Source organism: Aquicoccus sp. SU-CL01552, from assembly GCF_040365005.1.
Taxonomy (GTDB): domain Bacteria; phylum Pseudomonadota; class Alphaproteobacteria; order Rhodobacterales; family Rhodobacteraceae; genus Antarcticimicrobium.
Genome location: NZ_BAABWV010000012.1, coordinates 45,480 through 64,533 on the forward strand (window position 1 = coordinate 45,480; position 19,054 = coordinate 64,533).

2 protein-coding genes are annotated in these 19,054 nt (G+C 66.6%); both read right to left on the reverse strand.

Annotated features, from left to right (window positions below; genetic code table 11):
- Positions 1 to 27 precede the first annotated feature (27 nt).
- Positions 28 to 1,635, reverse strand: a complete 1,608-nt coding sequence (locus tag ABWV23_RS14185) for a POTRA domain-containing protein (protein WP_353348859.1) — start codon at positions 1,633 to 1,635, stop codon at positions 28 to 30.
- The gene (locus tag ABWV23_RS14190) at positions 1,632 to 18,854 is read right to left on the reverse strand and encodes a leukotoxin LktA family filamentous adhesin (RefSeq protein WP_353348861.1); all 17,223 of its coding nucleotides are present in this window, start codon (positions 18,852 to 18,854) and stop codon (positions 1,632 to 1,634) included. The genes ABWV23_RS14185 and ABWV23_RS14190 overlap by 4 nt, the downstream gene beginning before the upstream one ends.
- Positions 18,855 to 19,054 lie beyond the last annotated feature (200 nt).

The following is a 19,054-nucleotide window of genomic DNA, read 5'->3' on the forward strand; positions in this document are numbered from 1 at the left end:
GCTGTCTTCCTTCTTTCCATGTCTTGCCTAGAACGTGAGCGAAAACGCCATTCGTACAGACCATGCCCCATCCCCGCCCTGCCCCAGAACCGGGGTAAGCGATCTGGCCAGTTGCACATCGAACACCCCGCGCCGACCGATCCGCCCGGACTGGCCGATGCCGAACGACGAGGCGAGCCCCTGCCCGGTCCATGCCCCGCCGACGCGGTCAAAGGCCTCGCCCAGGGCGACAAAGGCATAGGGATGGATGGCGGTGCCCGAAATCCGCAGCGGCTTGGCCGCCTCGATCTGGAACCGGCTCCAGTAGCCGCCGGCACCCTCGGACAGGCCGCTGCTGTAGCCCGGCACGGCAAACGGCGAGGTCACCGAGAATTTTCCACGCGACGGGGTATCGTCGGTCAACGGCAGTTGCGCCGCCCCCATGAGGATCGCGGTTCCCCAGTCGCCCAGCGCCCATTGCAGCCGTCCCGATGCGGTAAGCGCGCCATAGGTCAGATCGCCCAGGCCCAACACCCTGTCGGTGAACCGTCCCGCCGTCAGCCCCACCGACCAGACCACCTGGCGCAGGGTCCGGTCAAAGCTGCGCGCGCCGTTCGCCCCCAGCGTCAGCGACCAGCCCGACTGGTCCGCCGTGGTCGCGCCCGCGACCTCGGTGGTTTCGTCATACCGGTCCAGCCCGAGCGTGACCCAGAGGCTGCGGTCCTCGGCCAGGGTCAACGGATGGGCATAGATCAGGCCGGCGCTCACCGTTTCCGAACTCACCACCGGCGCGGTCAAGCTGTCACTGCGCTGACCGGAGATCGACGCGGCGAGCTGCCCGCCCCCCGGTGTGACCGTGCGACTGTAGGTGAGCGTGGCGCTGCGGGCGCCTTCGGAGGTCATCAGATCCAGCCCCAGCGGATCGCCCCAGCCGGTCAGGCTGTTGATCCGCAGGCTGGCGCTGGCGCGCGCCGATCCGGTCGCGGCCTCGCCATAGTTGTCGAACCGCAGCGAGGCGGCAAGCGGCGGCGGGTCGTCAAAGGACATCGTCAGGTTGGTGTGCCCCGGCATCGCTCCGGGGGAAAAATCAGCCTCGGCCCGCAACCGGTCGGTCAGCCACAACCGTTCCAATCGTTCCGCGATCACCCGGGTATCGGCCAGATCGCCCTCCTCGACCCCCAGCCGGAACCGAAGGTAAGCGGACCGCGCACGCTTCGACCGGTAATCGACCCGGCCAAGACGCGCCTCGAACAGATCGATGGTCACGGTGCCGCGGCCCCGGTCGACCCCGACGACCTGCGCGATGGCAAGGTCGATCCCCTCGGCGCGGTAGAGGGCGTTGACCGCATCCGCGACGGCCTGTGCCCCGCCGGACCGCAGGCGGCGACCGATGAAGGGGGCAACCGCCGCATCAAGCTCGGCCTGTTTGAAATAGGCGGAGGCGCCGGGAAAGACGACCCGACGCAGGGTAAAGTGCTGGGGCCGAGGTTGGGAAACCGGGCGCGGTGCCGCCACCTGCGGGCTGCGCGCGGCCAGCTCAGCCAAGGCCGAGGCGGCATCGGACGGCGGCAGGCCTTGGGCGCTGGTACTCGCGGCGAACAGCGTCGACAGAAGTCCCAACGGAGCGATCGCCCGGGCCAGGGTTCCGGCGATCATGTTCCGCCGTCCCCGCCGTTGTCTTCGCCGCCGTCCTCGCCCTCGTCTTCTTCGTCCCCTTCCCCATTGCCCGTCGCCCACCGGAAGACGAAACCGCTGCCGCCATCGTCTCTGCCCCCGGCAAACCCGCCGGGCATATGGGTCGAAGGCGCGCTGCCCGGCCCGGTCGGCCCCGCGAAGCCGCCTAGAAGCGAACTGCCATCTTCCGCTCCATCATCGGTCCCATCGTCGCCGGTACCGTCGTCACCGGGGCCATCGTCTCCAGTCCCATCGTCACCGGTTCCATCGTCTCCGGTCCCATCGTCGCCAGTTCCGTCGTCTCCGGTGCCATCGTCGCCGATGCCATCGTCACCGGTGCCGTCGTCTTCGGGGCCGTCGTCTCCAGTCTCGTCGTCGCCGGTGCCATCATCGCCAGTGCCGTCATCCCCGGTGCCATCGTCGCCGGTCCCATCGTCACCGGTGCCGTCATCCCCGGTCCCATCGTCTCCAGTCTCGTCGTCGCCGGTCCCATCGTCGCCGGTCCCATCGTCACCGGTTCCATCATCGCCGGTGCCATCGTCGCCAGTTCCGTCGTCTCCGGTGCCATCGTCGCCGGTGCCATCGTCGCCGGTCCCATCGTCACCAGTCCCGTCATCACCGGTTCCATCGTCTCCGGTTTCATCATCGCCGATGCCATCGTCACCGGTGCCGTCGTCTCCAGTCCCGTCGTCGCCAGTTCCGTCGTCACCAGTCCCATCATCACCGGTTCCATCGTCGCCAGTGCCGTCATCCCCGGTCCCGTCGTCACCAGTGCCATCATCCCCGGTGCCGTCATCACCGGTCCCGTCGTCGCCGGTTCCGTCGTCTCCGGTTCCGTCGTCACCGGTCCCATCGTCACCGGTCCCGTCATCACCAGTTCCGTCGTCTCCGGTTCCGTCGTCACGAGTCCCATCATCACCGGTTCCATCGTCTCCGGTGCCATCGTCTCCGGTCCCATCGTCACCAGTGCCATCGTCTCCGGTGCCATCGTCGCCGGTCCCATCGTCACCAGTACCGTCATCCCCGGTCCCATCGTCGCCGGTACCGTCGTCACCAGTGCCGTCATCGCCAGTTCCGTCGTCGCCGGTGCCGTCATCGCCAGTCCCGTCGTCACCGGTGCCGTCATCGCCGGTTCCGTCGTCACCAGTGCCATCATCACCGGTCCCATCGTCTCCGGTTTCGTCATCGCCAATGCCATCGTCACCGGTGCCGTCGTCTCCGGTTTCGTCATCGCCAATGCCATCGTCACCGGTGCCATCCTCGCCGGTCCCGTCATCCTCGGTGCCGTCATCACCGGTCCCGTCATCGCCGGTTTCGTCATCGCCAGTGCCGTCGTCTCCGGTGCCATCGTCGCCGGTGCCGTCGTCTCCAGTCTCGTCGTCGCCGGTCCCATCGTCACCAGTGCCGTCATCGCCAGTCCCGTCGTCACCAGTCCCGTCGTCACCAGTGCCATCATCACCGGTCCCATCGTCTCCGGTTTCGTCATCGCCAATGCCATCGTCACCGGTGCCGTCGTCTCCGGTTTCGTCATCGCCAATGCCATCGTCACCGGTGCCGTCATCCCCGGTGCCATCGTCGCCAGTGCCGTCATCGCCAGTTCCGTCGTCACCGGTCCCATCGCCGCCGGTATCCTCACCATCCACCAGCACCAGGTCAGGCTGCGGTCCGGCCACGAGTTCGGGGAAACGGGTCGGGGTCGTCAGGTTGGCGATCTCCGGAAGGGTCGGCACGACCGTCCCCTCGGTCACCTGCGTCACCTCTCCTCCCGCGGAGTCGACGGTCACCGAACCGCTTCCGCCGATCAGGTCGATCCGCGTCGTTCCCGTCGCACTGACCGCGACGGCACCGCCTTCGGACAGGATGAAGGCGGCATCCAGATCGCCCGCGACATCCAGCGCAATCGTGCCCGTGGCCCCCACCCGCAGGCGGGTGCTGCCATCGCTGACCAGCGTGAGCGGGAAGTCCGACGCCCCGATCCGCCCCTCGGGCGTGACCAGGGTCAGTTCCGAGGCGGTCAGCGTCGCGATGTCGCCGTCGATATCGCCGTAGTTCGAATTCAGGCTGATCCGGCCCGTGCTGGTCCCAAGCGGATCAACCGAGATCAACTCCGCACCGACCAGAACGATGTCGCCCAGCCCGACGAAATCGATGTCATCGCCCCCCGCATTGACGAGCGAGAGGATTTCCGTCTCGCCCAGGGTCGAACCGAGATGCAGATCGCCGCCACCGGAATAGACGGTGATCTGGCTGGCATCGACCCAGAGCGCGCGGCCCGGCAGCGTATCGATCGCACCGGCATAGATCACCGCGTGGGAATTCCCCGGCACGCCGGCCGAGACATGAACCCCGGTCGTTTCCGCCAGCGAAAGCCCCTCGGTCGCCGAAACATAGATCATCGGCGCATCGGGGTCCTGCCCCACCGTCCGCAAGGCGGAGAGGGTCATGTCGCCCGCCGAGGTCACGGTGATATGGCCATTCAGCGCATCGACCAGCGTGTTGTCGGCCATGTGCAGCGCCCCGACCAGGCTGCGCAGGGTCACGTCGCCGCCCGCGCTGGTCACATCGCCGGCAATCGTCAGGATATCAGAGCTGATGTTCACGTCCGATCCCGCCGTTGCCACCGACTTCAGCGTCAGCGTCGACACCCCGTCGGACAGCGCGTCAAGGGTGATGCCGACCCCGGTGGCCCCCGCCCCCAGCGTGTCGATCTCGTAAAGGTCGCCGTCGTCCAACTCGACGTACATGCCATATTCGCCATAGAGCGCGATATCGGTCGTCTCCTCCCCGCCGATCAGGGTCAACGGCTCGGCCTCGCTGCGGCCGATCACCATGGCGTCGATATCCACCGACCCGGACAGCGCATAGGCGCCCGGATGCACCATGCCATTGGCAATGATCGTCAAGTCCGCACCGGTGAGCGTCGCGATATCCACATCGCCAAAGCGCGTGATCAGAGAGACCTCCTCGGCCTCCAGCGTATCGATCCCGATCTTGCCGATCCCGGCGGTAAGAATCCGAACCTCGCCATCGGGTACACTGACGCTATCGAGGTTGACCGAATGCTCGGTGACGATGCTCAGCAAATGCGCGCCGGTCAATGCCACGGTGCCGCAATCGCTGCAGTCATCCGGGAACAGCAGGTTGGAGGCCACGATCATCAGGTCGGATTCGGTCATCGTCAGCCCGCCGGTCCCGCCGATCTCGACCGCGCCGGTCGAGAACAGGCCAAGCCGGTCGGCCTCCACCGTCAGGCCGTTGCCGACCTCCAAGTCGGCGCTGGTTCCATCCGGGTTGTCACCAACCGCGCCCAGCCAGAGCGTCCCGCCGCGCAACAACGCCGCATCGCCGGCGATCAGGTCGCCATAGGCCATCAGCCGCAGCGCGCTTTCCCCCTCGGTGAGGTTTGCCCGTTGCAGGTCGACCGAGCCGATACTGGCCAAGTAGTAATCCGGCACACCACCATCGTCCTTGTCGTAGTCGCGCAGGTACAGCGTGGCCGGGGCCCCGTCGTCGGCCGCGTCGAGGCGACCGAGGATATAGTTTTCCCGTGTCCCGAAACTTCCGCCGACCCGGAACCTTGCGTCTTCGGCCGCCTGGAAATCCAGCGCCGCCCCCTCGCGCCCGATCACGCTGCCTGACACGTCCAGCGTCAATGTGCCACCGGCATGGACCGCCGCCAGCAGCGGGTAGTCGGAGGAACTGGCCGCATCGATCCCGCCGGCGTAAGACCCGAGGTCAAGGGCCGCCAAAGTCCCCCGCGCCCGATCGAAGGCCTCGGCAATTCCGATAGACGTGGCGTCGATCCTGGTCCGGGAATCGACCGGGCTGCCGATCACGCCGAACAGGTTGGTTTCCTGGGCGTCGATCTCGCCCTCCGTGACCAGGCCGTTGGTCACGTGACCGAACAGGCCACCCTCGCCGGACAGCACCTCCTGCAACGCCATGAGGCCGGTTTCGGTATCCGCCGTCGCCACCTCGACCTCTTCCACCGCAAACAACTCGGCAAGCGCCGGGTCCGCCAGGCCGAACAGCGTCAGGTCGCCGCCCTGGATGTCCAGCCGGACATCCCCGAGGTAGCTGCCGATCAGGCCGGCGGTCACGTCGCCGTCGGTCACGTTCAGGTCGACATCGCCGGTCAGCGCAACGGCGGACAGGCTCCCGGCGCCGCCCGATGCCTGCACGTCCAGCGGGTTGTCCTGCGCCCCGATCGCCCCGACCGAGAGCAGCACGATGTTGTCGGCCAGGATATCGACACCGTCGGTGCCTCCCTGGTCGAGGATCGAACCGGTCAGCGTCGACAACACGACACCGGTCTCCGAGTATATCTCGGTGATCGCCATGTCGCTGGTCGGCGCGGTCAGGCGGATCTCCCCCTCGGCCCGCGCCACCAGCGCGCCATCCGCAAGCTGGGTCACCAGAAGCGGTTCGCTCAGCGCCCCGATCCCGCCCTCGGCCGCCTCCAGAACGATGGTCTTGCCGCGCACCATATGCGACAGGACGTCCCCGTCCGCGGCCCGGGTCAGCGCCTCGGCGCTCTTGATCCTCAGGTCCTCGACGGCATCGGCATACAGGATCTCGATCGCTTGCTCCGAACCGATCAGCGCGTCGCCACCGGCAAGGGCAACCAGATGCCCGGTCGCCTTGATGTCGATATCGTCGGCGCGGGCGATCTCGATGCTGTCCTCTCCGACCTCGATATCGAACCGCTCAGCCGTCCAAAGTTCCAGCAACGCCTCCTCGGTCAGGCCGGTGGCGTGATCGATCACGTAAGGTGTGCGATTGCGACCGATATCCTGCGCCGAGGCGATGTTGATGTTCTTGCCGATGATATTCGCGTCCTCGATCACCGGCACCGTATCGGTCACCGAGAGGATCAACTCGCTGCGCAATCCGGTGCCAAGCTGGGCCTCGCTCCAGTGCAGGCCGGTCGTCAGCTCGCTGCGGTTCACCAGGGTGGCGGTGTACTCGAAATCCGCATCGAAGCTCACGCTGCCCCAGGTCTCGTGCAGGGCGTGGAACCTTTCCGTGGCGGTCTCCGCAAGATCGGCGATCTGCGCGGCGCTCAGGCCGTCGGTCTCCAGCCGGCCGATCTCTTCGGCGCTGAAGGTGACCGCGAAGTCGGGGTCATAGGCCAGCGGCGCCCCTTCGACCAGCGCGCCCGATCCATCCACTTCCCATGTGCGCAGACGGTCCCAGTACTCGAAGTATTCCCGTGTCTTCTGCGCCTCGAATCCGGCAATCACCTCCGTTTCGCGCTCGGTTTCCGCCGAGCCGTCCGCATCCACCGCGCGCAGGCCCATCTCGTCCCAAAGCGCCTCGAGCAGCCCTTCCTCGGCGCGGCGGTCCACCGTCTCCGTGAAATCGTAATCCCAGATATCCGATACCATCGAAACCAAGGAGACATCGCCCTCGGCCGAGATCAGGTGCCGCACCTGGACCGGCTTGTCGGACGAGGTCAGCAAGTTGATGTCACCACCGGCATCGGCAATGATCGCGTCGGCCTCGAAGACCAGCGGCGCCTCCAGCGTGCCGACCGACCCCGCTGTCGTGGTCAGCTTCAGCCGCTCGCCCGCCACCTGGACCGGCTCGGTCGAATACCGGTGCACAAGGATCGAGTTCGCCGCCGTCAGGTACAGATCGCCCTCGGCAAAGGCCGACAGTATCTCCATGTCGCCGGTGACCTCCTCGATCCGGGCGGCCCCGCCGGCGGTAATGTCGAGGCCAAAGCCCTCGGCCTGGTCGATGCGGAAATCGGTCGCGGTGGTCGTGGACGAGAACAAACTCCCCAAAACCGGGCTCGAACTCCCCAAAATGCCATGATCGCGCAAACCGGGGACAAAGCTTCCGATCTCCGTCTCGGCCCCGCCGGTATACCCGGGCCCGTCATAGGCCCGGGTATAGAGGATATCGCCCTCGGCGCTCATCACCAGCTTGTTGGTTTCGAACGGATTGGACCGGGAATTGGCAAGGATCGACCCGCCGGTCGAGGTGATCGTGGTCAGGCCCGAGCGGTTGTAGACCGAACCATCAAAGATCACGTCGCCCACCGAGGTGACGCTGAGCGATCCCTGGTCGTGCCCCTCGAAGCCGATATCGACGGTGCGGTCGGCGGCAATGATGTGAAGATCCCAATTCGACGTGGTCTCGGTCACCGTCCGACTGCGCTCGTAAACGTCGGCGCCGATCAGGACGTCCTGTACCAGGGTCCAGTCGCCCACGTCCTCGCTCTCGATATCCCAGGCCGTCACCAGATCACGCGCACCCACCCGGACATAATCATAGCCGTAATCGTCGACCAAGTCCCGCAGCAGACCGTCGAAGATGGTGTCGATGTCGAGCTCTTCCGCCAGCACGGCGTACTTCTGGGAATAGGGAACATTCGCCAGTTCCTCTTCCTCCACGACGGAGGTGCTCAACACTTCGTCCTCATCAATCCGACCGTTGAAGTCCACGTCCCAGGCCACATCGACGTAATCGTATTGGGTGACGATGATCGCCCCGAGGTTGTCCTCGTCATATTCATAGGTGCCGTCGATCCGCGGTTCGATCTCGCCCGCGGCGTAGACCACCCGCCAATCGTCCACGATCTCGTAGGTCGGGCGATCGGTCTGGACCAGCGGGGCGGCGAACAGGCCGGTCACGGTGCGCGTCACCGTGCCGTCGGCGGCCAGGTCATATTCGGTGGTCACGAACCCATCGCCCGTGACATTCTCCCGCGCCAGATCGACGATGCGGATAAAGCCATTGGCGCCCGCGTCGTAGCCGGTCGAGAGATCGCTGAGCACGATCGGCACGTCGGAATCGTTGGTGATCTCGATATGGGCATAACCGTTGGCCGCCACCAACTCGCCGCCCCCGGTCGAGATGATATGGCCGACGATCTCGATCTCGCCGCCCTTGGCGACGATCGGATCGACCAGGATCACCCCGGCCTCTTGGTCATAGCGCAGGACAACATTGCCCGAAGCCGCGTCATAGTACGGCTCTTCCGCCGGCGAGGCGCCGCTGCCATCGGGGCTGTAAAGGACGGCAACGGTCTGCGCGCTGTCCCAGTCGTCGATCACATCAATGATGTGATCCTCGATCATCACCTCGAAATCGGTCACGCCCGACTGGATCAGCCCGGTGATGTTCACCACGCCGTTGGCATAGACATAGACCCCGCCCTGCGCGACGATCTCGCCGCCGCCGGACAGCACCTCGTCAAAGTCGGACCCGGCGATATCCTCCAGGAAACAGCTATAGTCCAGGCAGCCGTCCAAACTGGACCCGCTGGACGCGAACAGGGGCGCATAGGTCGAGAACGCCGAGGCGCCCAACGTGATCAGCCCGTCGCCCGAGGTCAGCAGGAAATCGCCCCCCGAATGGATATCGACATTGGCCGCGTCGATCTCGCCGCCCAGCACCATGATGTCGCCATCGGCGGTGAACAGGCTGACGGTGCCGCGCAGGTTCTCGATGCTGCCGGTCACGTAGAGATCGCCGGAGAGACCGGTGGGATTGGAGTAAAAATTGCTGACCGAAATCAGCGTCTCGGCCGCCACATCGGCCGAGGCGGTAGCCTGGATCGTCAGGTCCGAGGGCGCGGTCGCGGCGGTCAGCGGGATATCGTTCAGCAGCACCAATCCACCGCCGCGATAGGGAATCTCGGCATCGACCACCTCGATCACCGCCGGGCTGTCGTTTGAAATCAGGATCGTGGCATCGCCATGGGACACCACCGTGCCGCTGCCGGTGAGGGAGTCGGCGCTCACCTCCACGTCGCCCGGGGCGGAATAGGCCGAGATGACCCGGATCAGGTCGATCGGGGTGCTGCCGATATCGGCCAGGATGGTTTCCATCCGGGCGATCTGGGCCTCCAGCCGCACCTGCGAGACCAGGTCGCCCCCGGTGATCGCATCGGCAAGCTCGTCGTTCAGATCCTCCAGCGTCAGGTCAAGAAGATCGCTCAGATCGGCATCCGAGACGATTTCGTAGTCGATTCCATCGGTCGCCGCCGTGACCCCGGATTCGTCCACCACCAACTGCTGGAAGTAATTGGTGCCGCTTTCCACATCGCCGTCGATCAGAACGGCGGTGGGAAGGGCCTCGATGGTTTTACCGACCTCGGTATCAAGGCTGACATCGTCGGCCCCGACGATATCCCCCAGCGCATTCACCACGGTTTCCGCCGTCTCACGGTAAAGGTCGGAGGCCAGCCCGTAGGAATAGGTATCGGTCTCGCCTGCCGCGGCCACCAGTTCGACATCGTTGGCGGCGCGGACCTCGGCGCCCGGTTCGATGGTGATCTCATTGCTTAGCGCATTGCGCGACTCGGCATAGGGTTTGCGCCCGATCGGGACCGCGGTGGCATTCCAGACCCGCAGCTCGGAGGACACATCGCTGCTCTCGCCCGCCGAGGTGACGTGGATCGACCCCTTGTTCGACAGCACCGAGGCGCCGGCGGCAATCTCGACCGCCTGCACGGCGTCATAGTCCGAAACCGCCTCGGCATGGGGCGATCCGGCAAGGCCGTAGACATTCACGAAGGCCTCGGTGGTGATTGCCGCCTCGGCCAGGATCTCCATCTCGATACCGGCATCGGCGACGATATCCGCATTGCCGATCCGGATCGTGACGTCATCGGCATCCACGTCGATGCTGGTCTTGGCATTCGGCACCGCGATCCCGCCGCCGGTGTCGATCTTCACGCTGTCAGCCAGGTCGTAGAAGCTGGAAATCGCCAGCCGCGTATCATAGTCGCTCACCCCGCCCGAGACCGTCTCGGTCAGGCGCGCGCCATCGGCGACGGTCAGAACCGCAGTCACGTCGACATCGGTCTCGGAGTTCAAAGCGGTGCCGTCGAGCAGCCCGGCCGATCCGATCTGGCCGGAATAGCCATCGTCGCTCTTGCTGATCTCGGTGACGATCTCGGCGTCGAAGGCATCGGCCTCGAACGCGCCCGACAAGGTCAGGCTGCTGTCGGCATCGACGTCGTTGTCGATCTTCGTGCCGCCGAAATCGGCAAGGCTCACCTCGATGGAATCGGCGGTATTGGCAAAGCTCACCCCGCGATAGGTCGCCGCGGCCAGCGTTTCGCCCACGCTCAGCCCGTCGCCGCCATCGAGGTCGAGGGTCACGCTGCCATCGACATCGAGTTCGGACTTGGCGCCGTGAACCGAGAGGATGCTACCAAGACCCGCGTGCGTCTCGACCGAGATATCCTCGATCCCTGCCGTCAGCGCGGTCAGCGTACCGCCAACCGTGCCGGTGCCGCTGACCGCCATCGACAGCACCGCGTCCGCGTCGGTGCTCAGGTCGACAAGGTTCGCGCCAAGCCCCACGAACCCGAGGGACAGGCCGGTCGAAAGCGCGGTGATTTCCGTGTTGGTCGCCGCGACGAGCGTGGCGTCACCCGCCACATCCAGCGCCGCAAGACCCAGGTCCACCGAAACCGCGCTGTCATTCTCCAGCGACGAGACGCCGCCACCTGCCGCCCCGACCCCGCCCGAGGCCGAGAAGGTCTTCGAACTGATCGACGAGGCGCCGGCCTCTTCGGTGGATTCCGCATCCAGCGCCAGGACGTTCAACTCTCCCGCAGTCAGATCGAGCCCGTCCGCCAGGATCTCGACCTCGGTCTCCCGTTCGGCATGGGCAAAGGTGCCGCTCACCGAGATGCCCTGCGATATCGCCGCACCGGTCCCCTTGACAGTCATCGCCGCCTCGGAGGTGGCGGAAAGATCGACCAGCCCCCCGGCGATGAGGGTCGCGGCCCCCAGGTCGATCCCCACTTCCGAGCTGTCGTAGGCGGCCACGTCCACACCGCTGAGCCCGAACAGCGACCCGCCCGTCAACCCGAGGCCCTTGGCCTCGATGGCACCCTCGCGGGCGGCGGAAATCGACAGCGTGTCGGTCTTGAGCAGCGGCGCCGTTGCATCGCCGGCAAGGCTCACCGTGATATCCGACGTGCTGTGGGTGGTCGCAAAGACCCCGCCCGCCGCGATGGCCCCCACATTGGCCCCGGTGGCCAGGGTTCCGGCGTCACCGGTCTCGCTGGCCGTGATCGACACCTCCTGCGCCACGCCGGAGCCGATCCCGCTGATCAGCACGTCCTCGCCCAGGGTAACATGCAGCAAACGCCCGGCATGGGTTTCGGCCACGGCGGCCGCGCCGCCGATGACGCCGCCCGCCCCCGCGATCGCCTTGGTCTCCCCGGCATCGACGTCCGACACGGCCGACAGGCGGATCGCCCCCTCGCTGCGGATCACCGCCGAGCTGTCAATCTCGACACCGACCGCGCTGCCCAATTTTACCCGGGCCAACGCCCCGGTGAAGGCGACGGCTCCACCACTGATCCCGCCGGATGTGGCCGATAGCGAACCGGTTTCCTCGCCGGAGATCGTCACGAGACCGCCCTTGACCTTGGCGCCCGTGCCGACCCGCGCGGTCACGCCATCGGGAACCACCGCGCCGCGGGCCTCGGCCACGGCGCTGCGTACCGAGAGGGCGCGGCTCAACGCCGCTTCGCTCGCGTCATCGCCGGTGCCGTAACCGTCAAAGGAGTCCGGCGCGCTCAACTCGGTTTCGACCGAGGCCAGCGACTCCTCGAGATCGCCGTCCGAATTCGGCACCTCGTCATCGGCACTCGACTCCAGCCCGTCCAGACCAAAGCTCACCAGGCTGGCGGAGCCCTGGAACGCGAAACCGCCCACCGCTGCCGCCGCCGAGAGCGCGGTGATATCGCGATCGACGCGGGCCGCGACCTCCACCTCGCCCGTGGCCGTGGCGATGGCCTCGTCGCCGATCTCGGCCAGAACCTGGTTCCCGCCGGACAGGTGCAGGACCGCCGCGCCGATGGCCGCGCCGCCGCCGGCGATATTGCCGACCGTGGCGGTCTGGGTGAACTTCTGTTCGGCCTCGACCAGGATGCTGTCAGCGGTCCGGCCACCGAGGTCCGCATGATCGCCCAGCCTTGCCACCACGCTCTGTTCCGTCTTTGCCACCAGGACCGAGGCAGATATGGCGACAAGCCCCGCCCCGCCGCTGACCACGGTATTGCCGATGTCCAGGTCTGACAGCGCGGTGATGCCCACATCCCCCTCGACATCCAGTTCGGCATGATCCGCGGCGGTTCCATCCGCGACCTCGGCGGTCACCGTGTCCTCGGCCAGCATGTAGAAGACCTGGCCGCCAACAGCGGCATAGGGGCCGAAATTCCCGTTGAGCCCGGTTTGAACGATTCCCCGGACCGAGGCCGCCTCCAGATCCAGATCGCCGCCCGCCTCGGTGGTGCCGCCCCGCAGCACCGCGGTGGTCTCGTTCTCGCCCTTCATCACCTGCACCACGCCGGCCACGGCGGCTGTGGCACCGGCGGACAGGCTGGCCGAGGTCGTCACGATCTCCTCGGCCGAGATCGCGGCAATCCCGATGTCGTCCGCCGCGACCAGACCGGCGTCCTCGACCAGGGCCTTGGTGGTCTTGGCCAGGTTCAGAACCTCGACATCCGCACCACCGGCCACCGCGCCGGAGCCCTGCGCCAGCATCGAGAACACCCGCAGCGTTGACCCGTTCCCGGCCCGCACCGCGATATCCGAAGCGCTGTCGATGATGCCGCCCGCCACATGGGCCGCAACGCTGTCCTCGACCAGCAGAATCGGCACCTGGACCGAGACCGCCACCGCCCCGGCCACCGCCGCGCCCACCGACAGGACGTTGAGCGCATTGGTACTGTCAGCCACGACCGCCACGCCGTGATAGCTGTGACCGCTCAGCGTGTCGCCATCGCGCAGATGTCCGGCAACGCCGCCATCTCCGGTCGTGCCATGCGCGACCAGCATACTGTCGCCCGTGACATCGGCCTCGACCGTGGCCGACGAGGTGATCACCGTGATCGAGGCACCAATGCCGACCGTACCGCCCCCGGCCAGCGATACGGTCGCCGCGCCAAGCCCGGACAGCAGCCCCTCGCCGCCACCACCGGAGGCACCGAGCGTGGCCTCCGCCAGTGCCTCGACAAGAAGGGAATCGCCGGCGAACAGGTCGGACCCGTCGACCGCCGCCCGCACCGTATCGTCGCGCGTGATCAGCGAAATCGACCCGGTGACCCCCGCCGTGCCGCCGACATTCGCGCCGATCGCCGCCGATCCGACCGACCGCTCCGAAACGGCGCTCACCACGATGTCCGACCCGCTCGCCTCGAGGTCGCTGCCCACGGTCTGCGCCTCGGTCTTGCCGTGCAATGTGACATCCGAGATCGCCGCGCCGAGGGCGATCGCACCGGAACCGCCGCCCTGCACTGTCAGCGCATTGGTGGTCGCGTCCTGCGTGGCCGCGACGGTGATCGTGCCGCCGGTCGCGGTCAGGGTGCTGCCAAAGGCCCCGGCCTGTACCACCGCCCGTTGCGAGGTGGCCCCGATGGCCCCGATCCCGGACACCGACCCGGACGAACCGCCGCCCGCGATGGCCAGCGACAGGGCACTACTGGTGTCGGTGGCGTCGATGCTCAACCCGCCTGCCGCCGTCACCTGCGCGCCGGTGATCGCCGCCAGGCTCGCCGCGTCGAGATCGGCGAGGGTCAGCGTTCCGCCCACCGCGGCCAATCCCGTCGACGCCAGCGCGATGCCGCCGATGGTGGTGGCCCGCCCGCTGTTCTCGGCGTCGATATCGACCGACCCCGCCGTGACCGTTCCGTTCAGGATCCCGGCCACGGACATCTGCGCCAGCCGGGAATGCGACACCGAGGCGCCGATGCTGTTGCTGCCCAGCTGGAAGCCGAAACCCAACGCCGTCGCGGTGGCGCGATTGCGGCTGGCGATCGTCAGCGTGCCAGCGCTCACCGCCCCGTCGCCGGACCATTCATCGGCCGCCGTCAGGTCGACTTCGGCGATCACGCTGCCACCGATTACAGTCACGCCCGCGGCCACGCCGACCGTGGTGGCCGAGGTCGAGATACTCCCGGCGGCGGTGATCGCATCCTTGAAATCGGTGATCGCGTAGGAGGCTTTCACCCCGGTCCCATAGACCTGCTTGGCGGTGCCCACCGCCTCTCCGATGCTGTCGGGCCGCAGGGAGAGTCCAACCCCGTCTTCGGACAGGTCGTCGATCGAGAAATAGGTGGTGAAGGCCTCGGTCGCGGCCGCCACCAGCCCGGTCTGAAGCTGGCCCGCGACGGCGGTTGCCTTGCGCGCGTCCACGGCCTCGACCGTGAGCGACCCGCCGATATCGGCCACCCCGTCCGACACGTTCAGCCGGGCGATGGTCATGCTCTCCCGCACATCCCGCGGCGCCAGCCCGCCACCGCCGAGATTGCCCGCGGCGATATAGTCGCTCGCCAGCGCGGCCAGGACCGTTTCGGTCTCGTTGGTGTAGTCGGCCCGCTCCGATCCATCGTCGAGCAAGACCTCGGTCGCCTCGGTCAGCGCGGTATCACCGGCCAGGCGCCCCATGTCGACATAAGCAAGCGAACCCATGCCGCCGAAACTGTCCGCAGAACCGCCGCCCATGGTCAGATCAAAGGCGGTCGCCGCGTTGGTCGCGGTGATCGAGACGGAACCGGCGACGCTGGCCCAGATCGGGCTAAACTCCTCCAGCTCCCAAGGCTCGGCGTCCTCGGGGATCTCCGGGGTATAAAGGTTCAGCTCCGCCTCGGCCCGCGTCTCTCCACCCAGGAGCAGAACGCCCACCGCCATCCCCGCGCCGCTGCCGGAGCTGGCCTCGGTTCCCTGCAACAGCACGTAGTTGTCGGTACGGGTCGCGGCGACCTCCAGATCACCCGCCAGCGAGACCTCGGCATAAGAGGCCTCGAGCCGCGCGCTCACGTCCCGGTCATCCACGATCCAGGCGCCCAACCCGGCCAGGCTGGTACCGCCGCTGCCGGTCGCGCGACCGATCGAGACCACGTTCGAGCCGGTCTCGGACAGGGCCGTGATCGTCAGACCATCCGCAAGGCCGTTTGCCGAGACATTCTGCATCAGCGCGACGGTGTCGCGGTGGTATTCGTCATAGGCCAGCGCCCCCAGCACGTTGAGACTGTCGCCGTCGGCCGAGGCATTGGCGACGATTTCGCGCCAGGTCCGGTCGGTGGCGCTGATCGTCAGCGCATCGCGGTTGATCCCGTACCAGCCCAGGTACTCGGCCCGCACCTCTCCGGTGGCGGTCACGATGGCGGTTGCGGCGGCGATCTGCGCCTTGTCGTCCAGTACCGCGCCATTGCGCATCGCGGTCGTCTCGAGGCTGGATGCGCTTTCGGCCAGCACCGACATCGCATCGGTGTTGTCCCACCCCACCAAAGAGCTTTCCACCCGCGCCACCACGTCCGAACCGTATTCGGTGCGGGCAAACCCCAGCGTGCCCGAGGCGCTGTCGGAAAACGCCGTCGCCTCCTGCGCGTTGATCAGATCCAGGTCTTCCAGCGCGCTCAGCGTGATGCCCGCGGAATCGAACGAAGACCCATAGGTCATCTCGGCCAGGGTCAGGAAATCGGTCCGCAGATAACCAAGGGACAGCCCCATGTCGGTGCCGCCGATGCTGCTTTGACGCATCTCGTAGCCGCCGGTCAGATCCGCCTCGACGACCAGGCCGGGCTCGCCCACGATGCTCAGCCCGTCCAGCAGCGAGGAGACCTCGTGTTCCAGGTTGGCCACGATCGCCGTGCCGCCGGCACTGAGCCCCTCGTCATTGGTCGTTCCGACCGATGCCACGACACCGCTTTCGCCCAGATCGGTCAGCGCCGAGAGCGTCAGCGCGGTCTCGTCCGAGGCGGTTTCCGCCTCGTCCAGCATCGCGCCGAACTTGCCGCCCGACCCTACTCGCTCGGGCCAGAAGGGATTGAGAAGGCTCAGATAGGGCGTATCCGCACCATAGCTCGCCAGGGTTTCGGTATTGGCGACATCGACCACCATCGCTGCCCCGTCCAGCGTGCTGCCCAACACGGAGGACAGGGTCGCGCGCGTGGCATCCAGCGCAGCGGCCAGCGTATCCGTGTCGTCCGCCGGCACCGCCGAAGGCACGCTCAGCGCATCCTCGTCCACCGTCGCACTCAGGTCATAGCCGCGGTAATCGGTCAGCGCATCAATCGTGAAATCACCATCATCGGTGCGCACGAAGGTTGTCACCGAGGCCTGCGCCAGCGTGTCGTCATAGGACAGGATAACCGCCTCACCGGCGCCGCTGTCATTTCCACCCGACGTCGCCGTGATCGCGATGTCCTTGCGTACTTCGGCATGAACGCTCGCCGTGCCCCCGACCGTGCTGTCCCAGTCGTATTTCGGCACGCCGTCGATTGCCGCCAGTGTGTAGGTGGAGCCGACCATCAGCGCGGTCGCGCTCGATTCCCTCAGGCTGATCGCCAGCGCCATGTTGCTGGCGCTGTCCGCATCGTCGCTACCGGCGCCCAGGCCCAGTTTCTCGACGGCCAGCGCCGAAACGTCCAGATCGCCACCGGAAAACAGCTGGCTTTTCTCGATCAAGGTCTCGGCGTGGGTATCGGAATAGGCGATGGCAACGGCCAGCGCCTGGTTATCAGGGTTCAGCACGATATCGGTCGTCGCCTTGGAGCTGATCTTGGCGTCACCCTCGGCGATGATATAGCTGCCGGCAACCTGGGTGATCGCCTTGGCCGTCAACGCGGCCGGCAGGTTCGCATCGTCGAGCGTGTCGAGCAGATCGGCAACGTCCTGATCGACGCCGTTGACCGTGTTGCGCAGCAGCGTATCGATCGGGGCGATCCCGGTCCCGCCGAACATGTCGGTGACATAGTCGTTTACCATGCCGTCGGTGGAATAGATGTTGTCCTTGTTGACCCGCGTGCGCAGCGTGACGTCGCCGCCCCAGAGGATCGCCTCAATAACGGTGATCCGCGCTGTTCCGGCCGGCAGCGCCGAGGTGGCGAGATCGACGGTGTCCAGCACATGGGCGTCCAGCAGGATCTTGCCGCTGGAAAAGCCGGAATCGGCAAAAGCCAGCAGCTGTGCCCCGGCCTCCACCTCGATCACCGGCGCCTCGAGCGTCAGCGCCCCGGAGTCCCCGGTGGAACTCGCGGACAGATGATCCGCTGTGCCGCCCGTTGCGCGGGTCGAAATGGTCACCCCCTCGCTGACGACGATCCGTTCCGACGCCGTAAGGTTGTACTCCGCACCGTGGGTAAACACATCCGCGGCCACGACCACCTCGGCCGGATCGATCAGGATCGAGCCCCCGTCGCCCATCTCCGACCAGGCCCGCAACTCGCCCATCAGGTCGACGGCCTCGATCCCGGAAAACTCGACGAAGCCGCCGGCCCCCTTGCCGAGCGCCACCGCCGAGACCACCGCCCCCTCACCCAGGCGGGCCGTGTCCCCGGCAAAGATCACGACTTCGCCGCCATCGCCGTTCTTCAGCCCCTCGGCGCCGACGACGGCACCCCAGTCCAGCGTGATGTCAGTGCCCGAGCGAATGTCGATGCGGCCGCCATCCTTGCGCCCGCCAGCAGTGATCGCGGCCCCGTCGCGAAGGTTCACCGCCCCCTTCGAAAACAACGCGATCTCGCCCATGTTGACGGCGGCATCCATCAGCCCGGCCCGGTCGCCGGCCTCGATCTGGCCCGAAATGGTGATGTCGCCGCCGGCCCGCAGACGCACGCCCTCGTGCGCCGCGATCCGACCGGCCACGTCCATGCCGCCCTCACCCAGCCGCGCGGTGCCATCGACAAGGCTCTGCACCGCATCGCCGTCGACAGTGCCGTCGGCGTCGATCATGCGGTTGGCAAACCCCTTGGTCGGGGTCGACAGGCCGATACGCCCGGCCAGCACCTTGCCATCGGCCCCGACGGTGAACCCATCCGGGCTGGCGATATAAAGCTCACCGCCGACCTGGCCGTTCTTCATGCCGTTCAGCGTTCCGTCGACGACCACACCGCGACCGCCGGTGATGATGTTCACCGTTCCGCCGGTGCCCTTCGGGGCATGGATATTGGTGACCGTCCCGGCCCCCACATTCAGGTCAAGCAGGCTGTTGACGCCAAACCCCTGCGACTTTGTCGTGGTCCTGACATCGGTGACCCGCCCGCTGGTGGTCACCGTCGTGGCGGTTCGCCCGTCCGGACGAATGCCCTGCGCCGCGGCCTGAAGGGCGGGCGATACCGCCAGCACCGCCGACCACACGACCGCAGAGCCCATCCGCAGCGTCTTGCGATAGGCTTTGAAATCAAACGAAAGAAACGCGTCAAACCAATAATATCCGGGCATGCCACAGCTCTGTCTGCAATACATCGAAGCTAAAACGATGCCGCCGGCCAAACATCGGACAAACGTCCGATGTGCCTTCGGAATCCGCATAAACCACCGATCCCGGCCCAAAACCGTCAAAAGGGGTGCCCATAAGCGCAAGTTTGCGTATTCTGGCAGCATTTAGACGATGTCATTTCTTTTGGGGGTTGATGCGCTTG

Excerpts from the sequence above, each read along its gene's own strand:
- ABWV23_RS14185 (WP_353348859.1), bottom strand. The coding sequence starts at position 1,635 with ATGATCGCCGGAACCCTGGCCCGGGCGATCGCTCCGTTGGGACTTCTG.
- ABWV23_RS14190 (WP_353348861.1), bottom strand. The coding sequence starts at position 18,854 with ATGCCCGGATATTATTGGTTTGACGCGTTTCTTTCGTTTGATTTCAAA.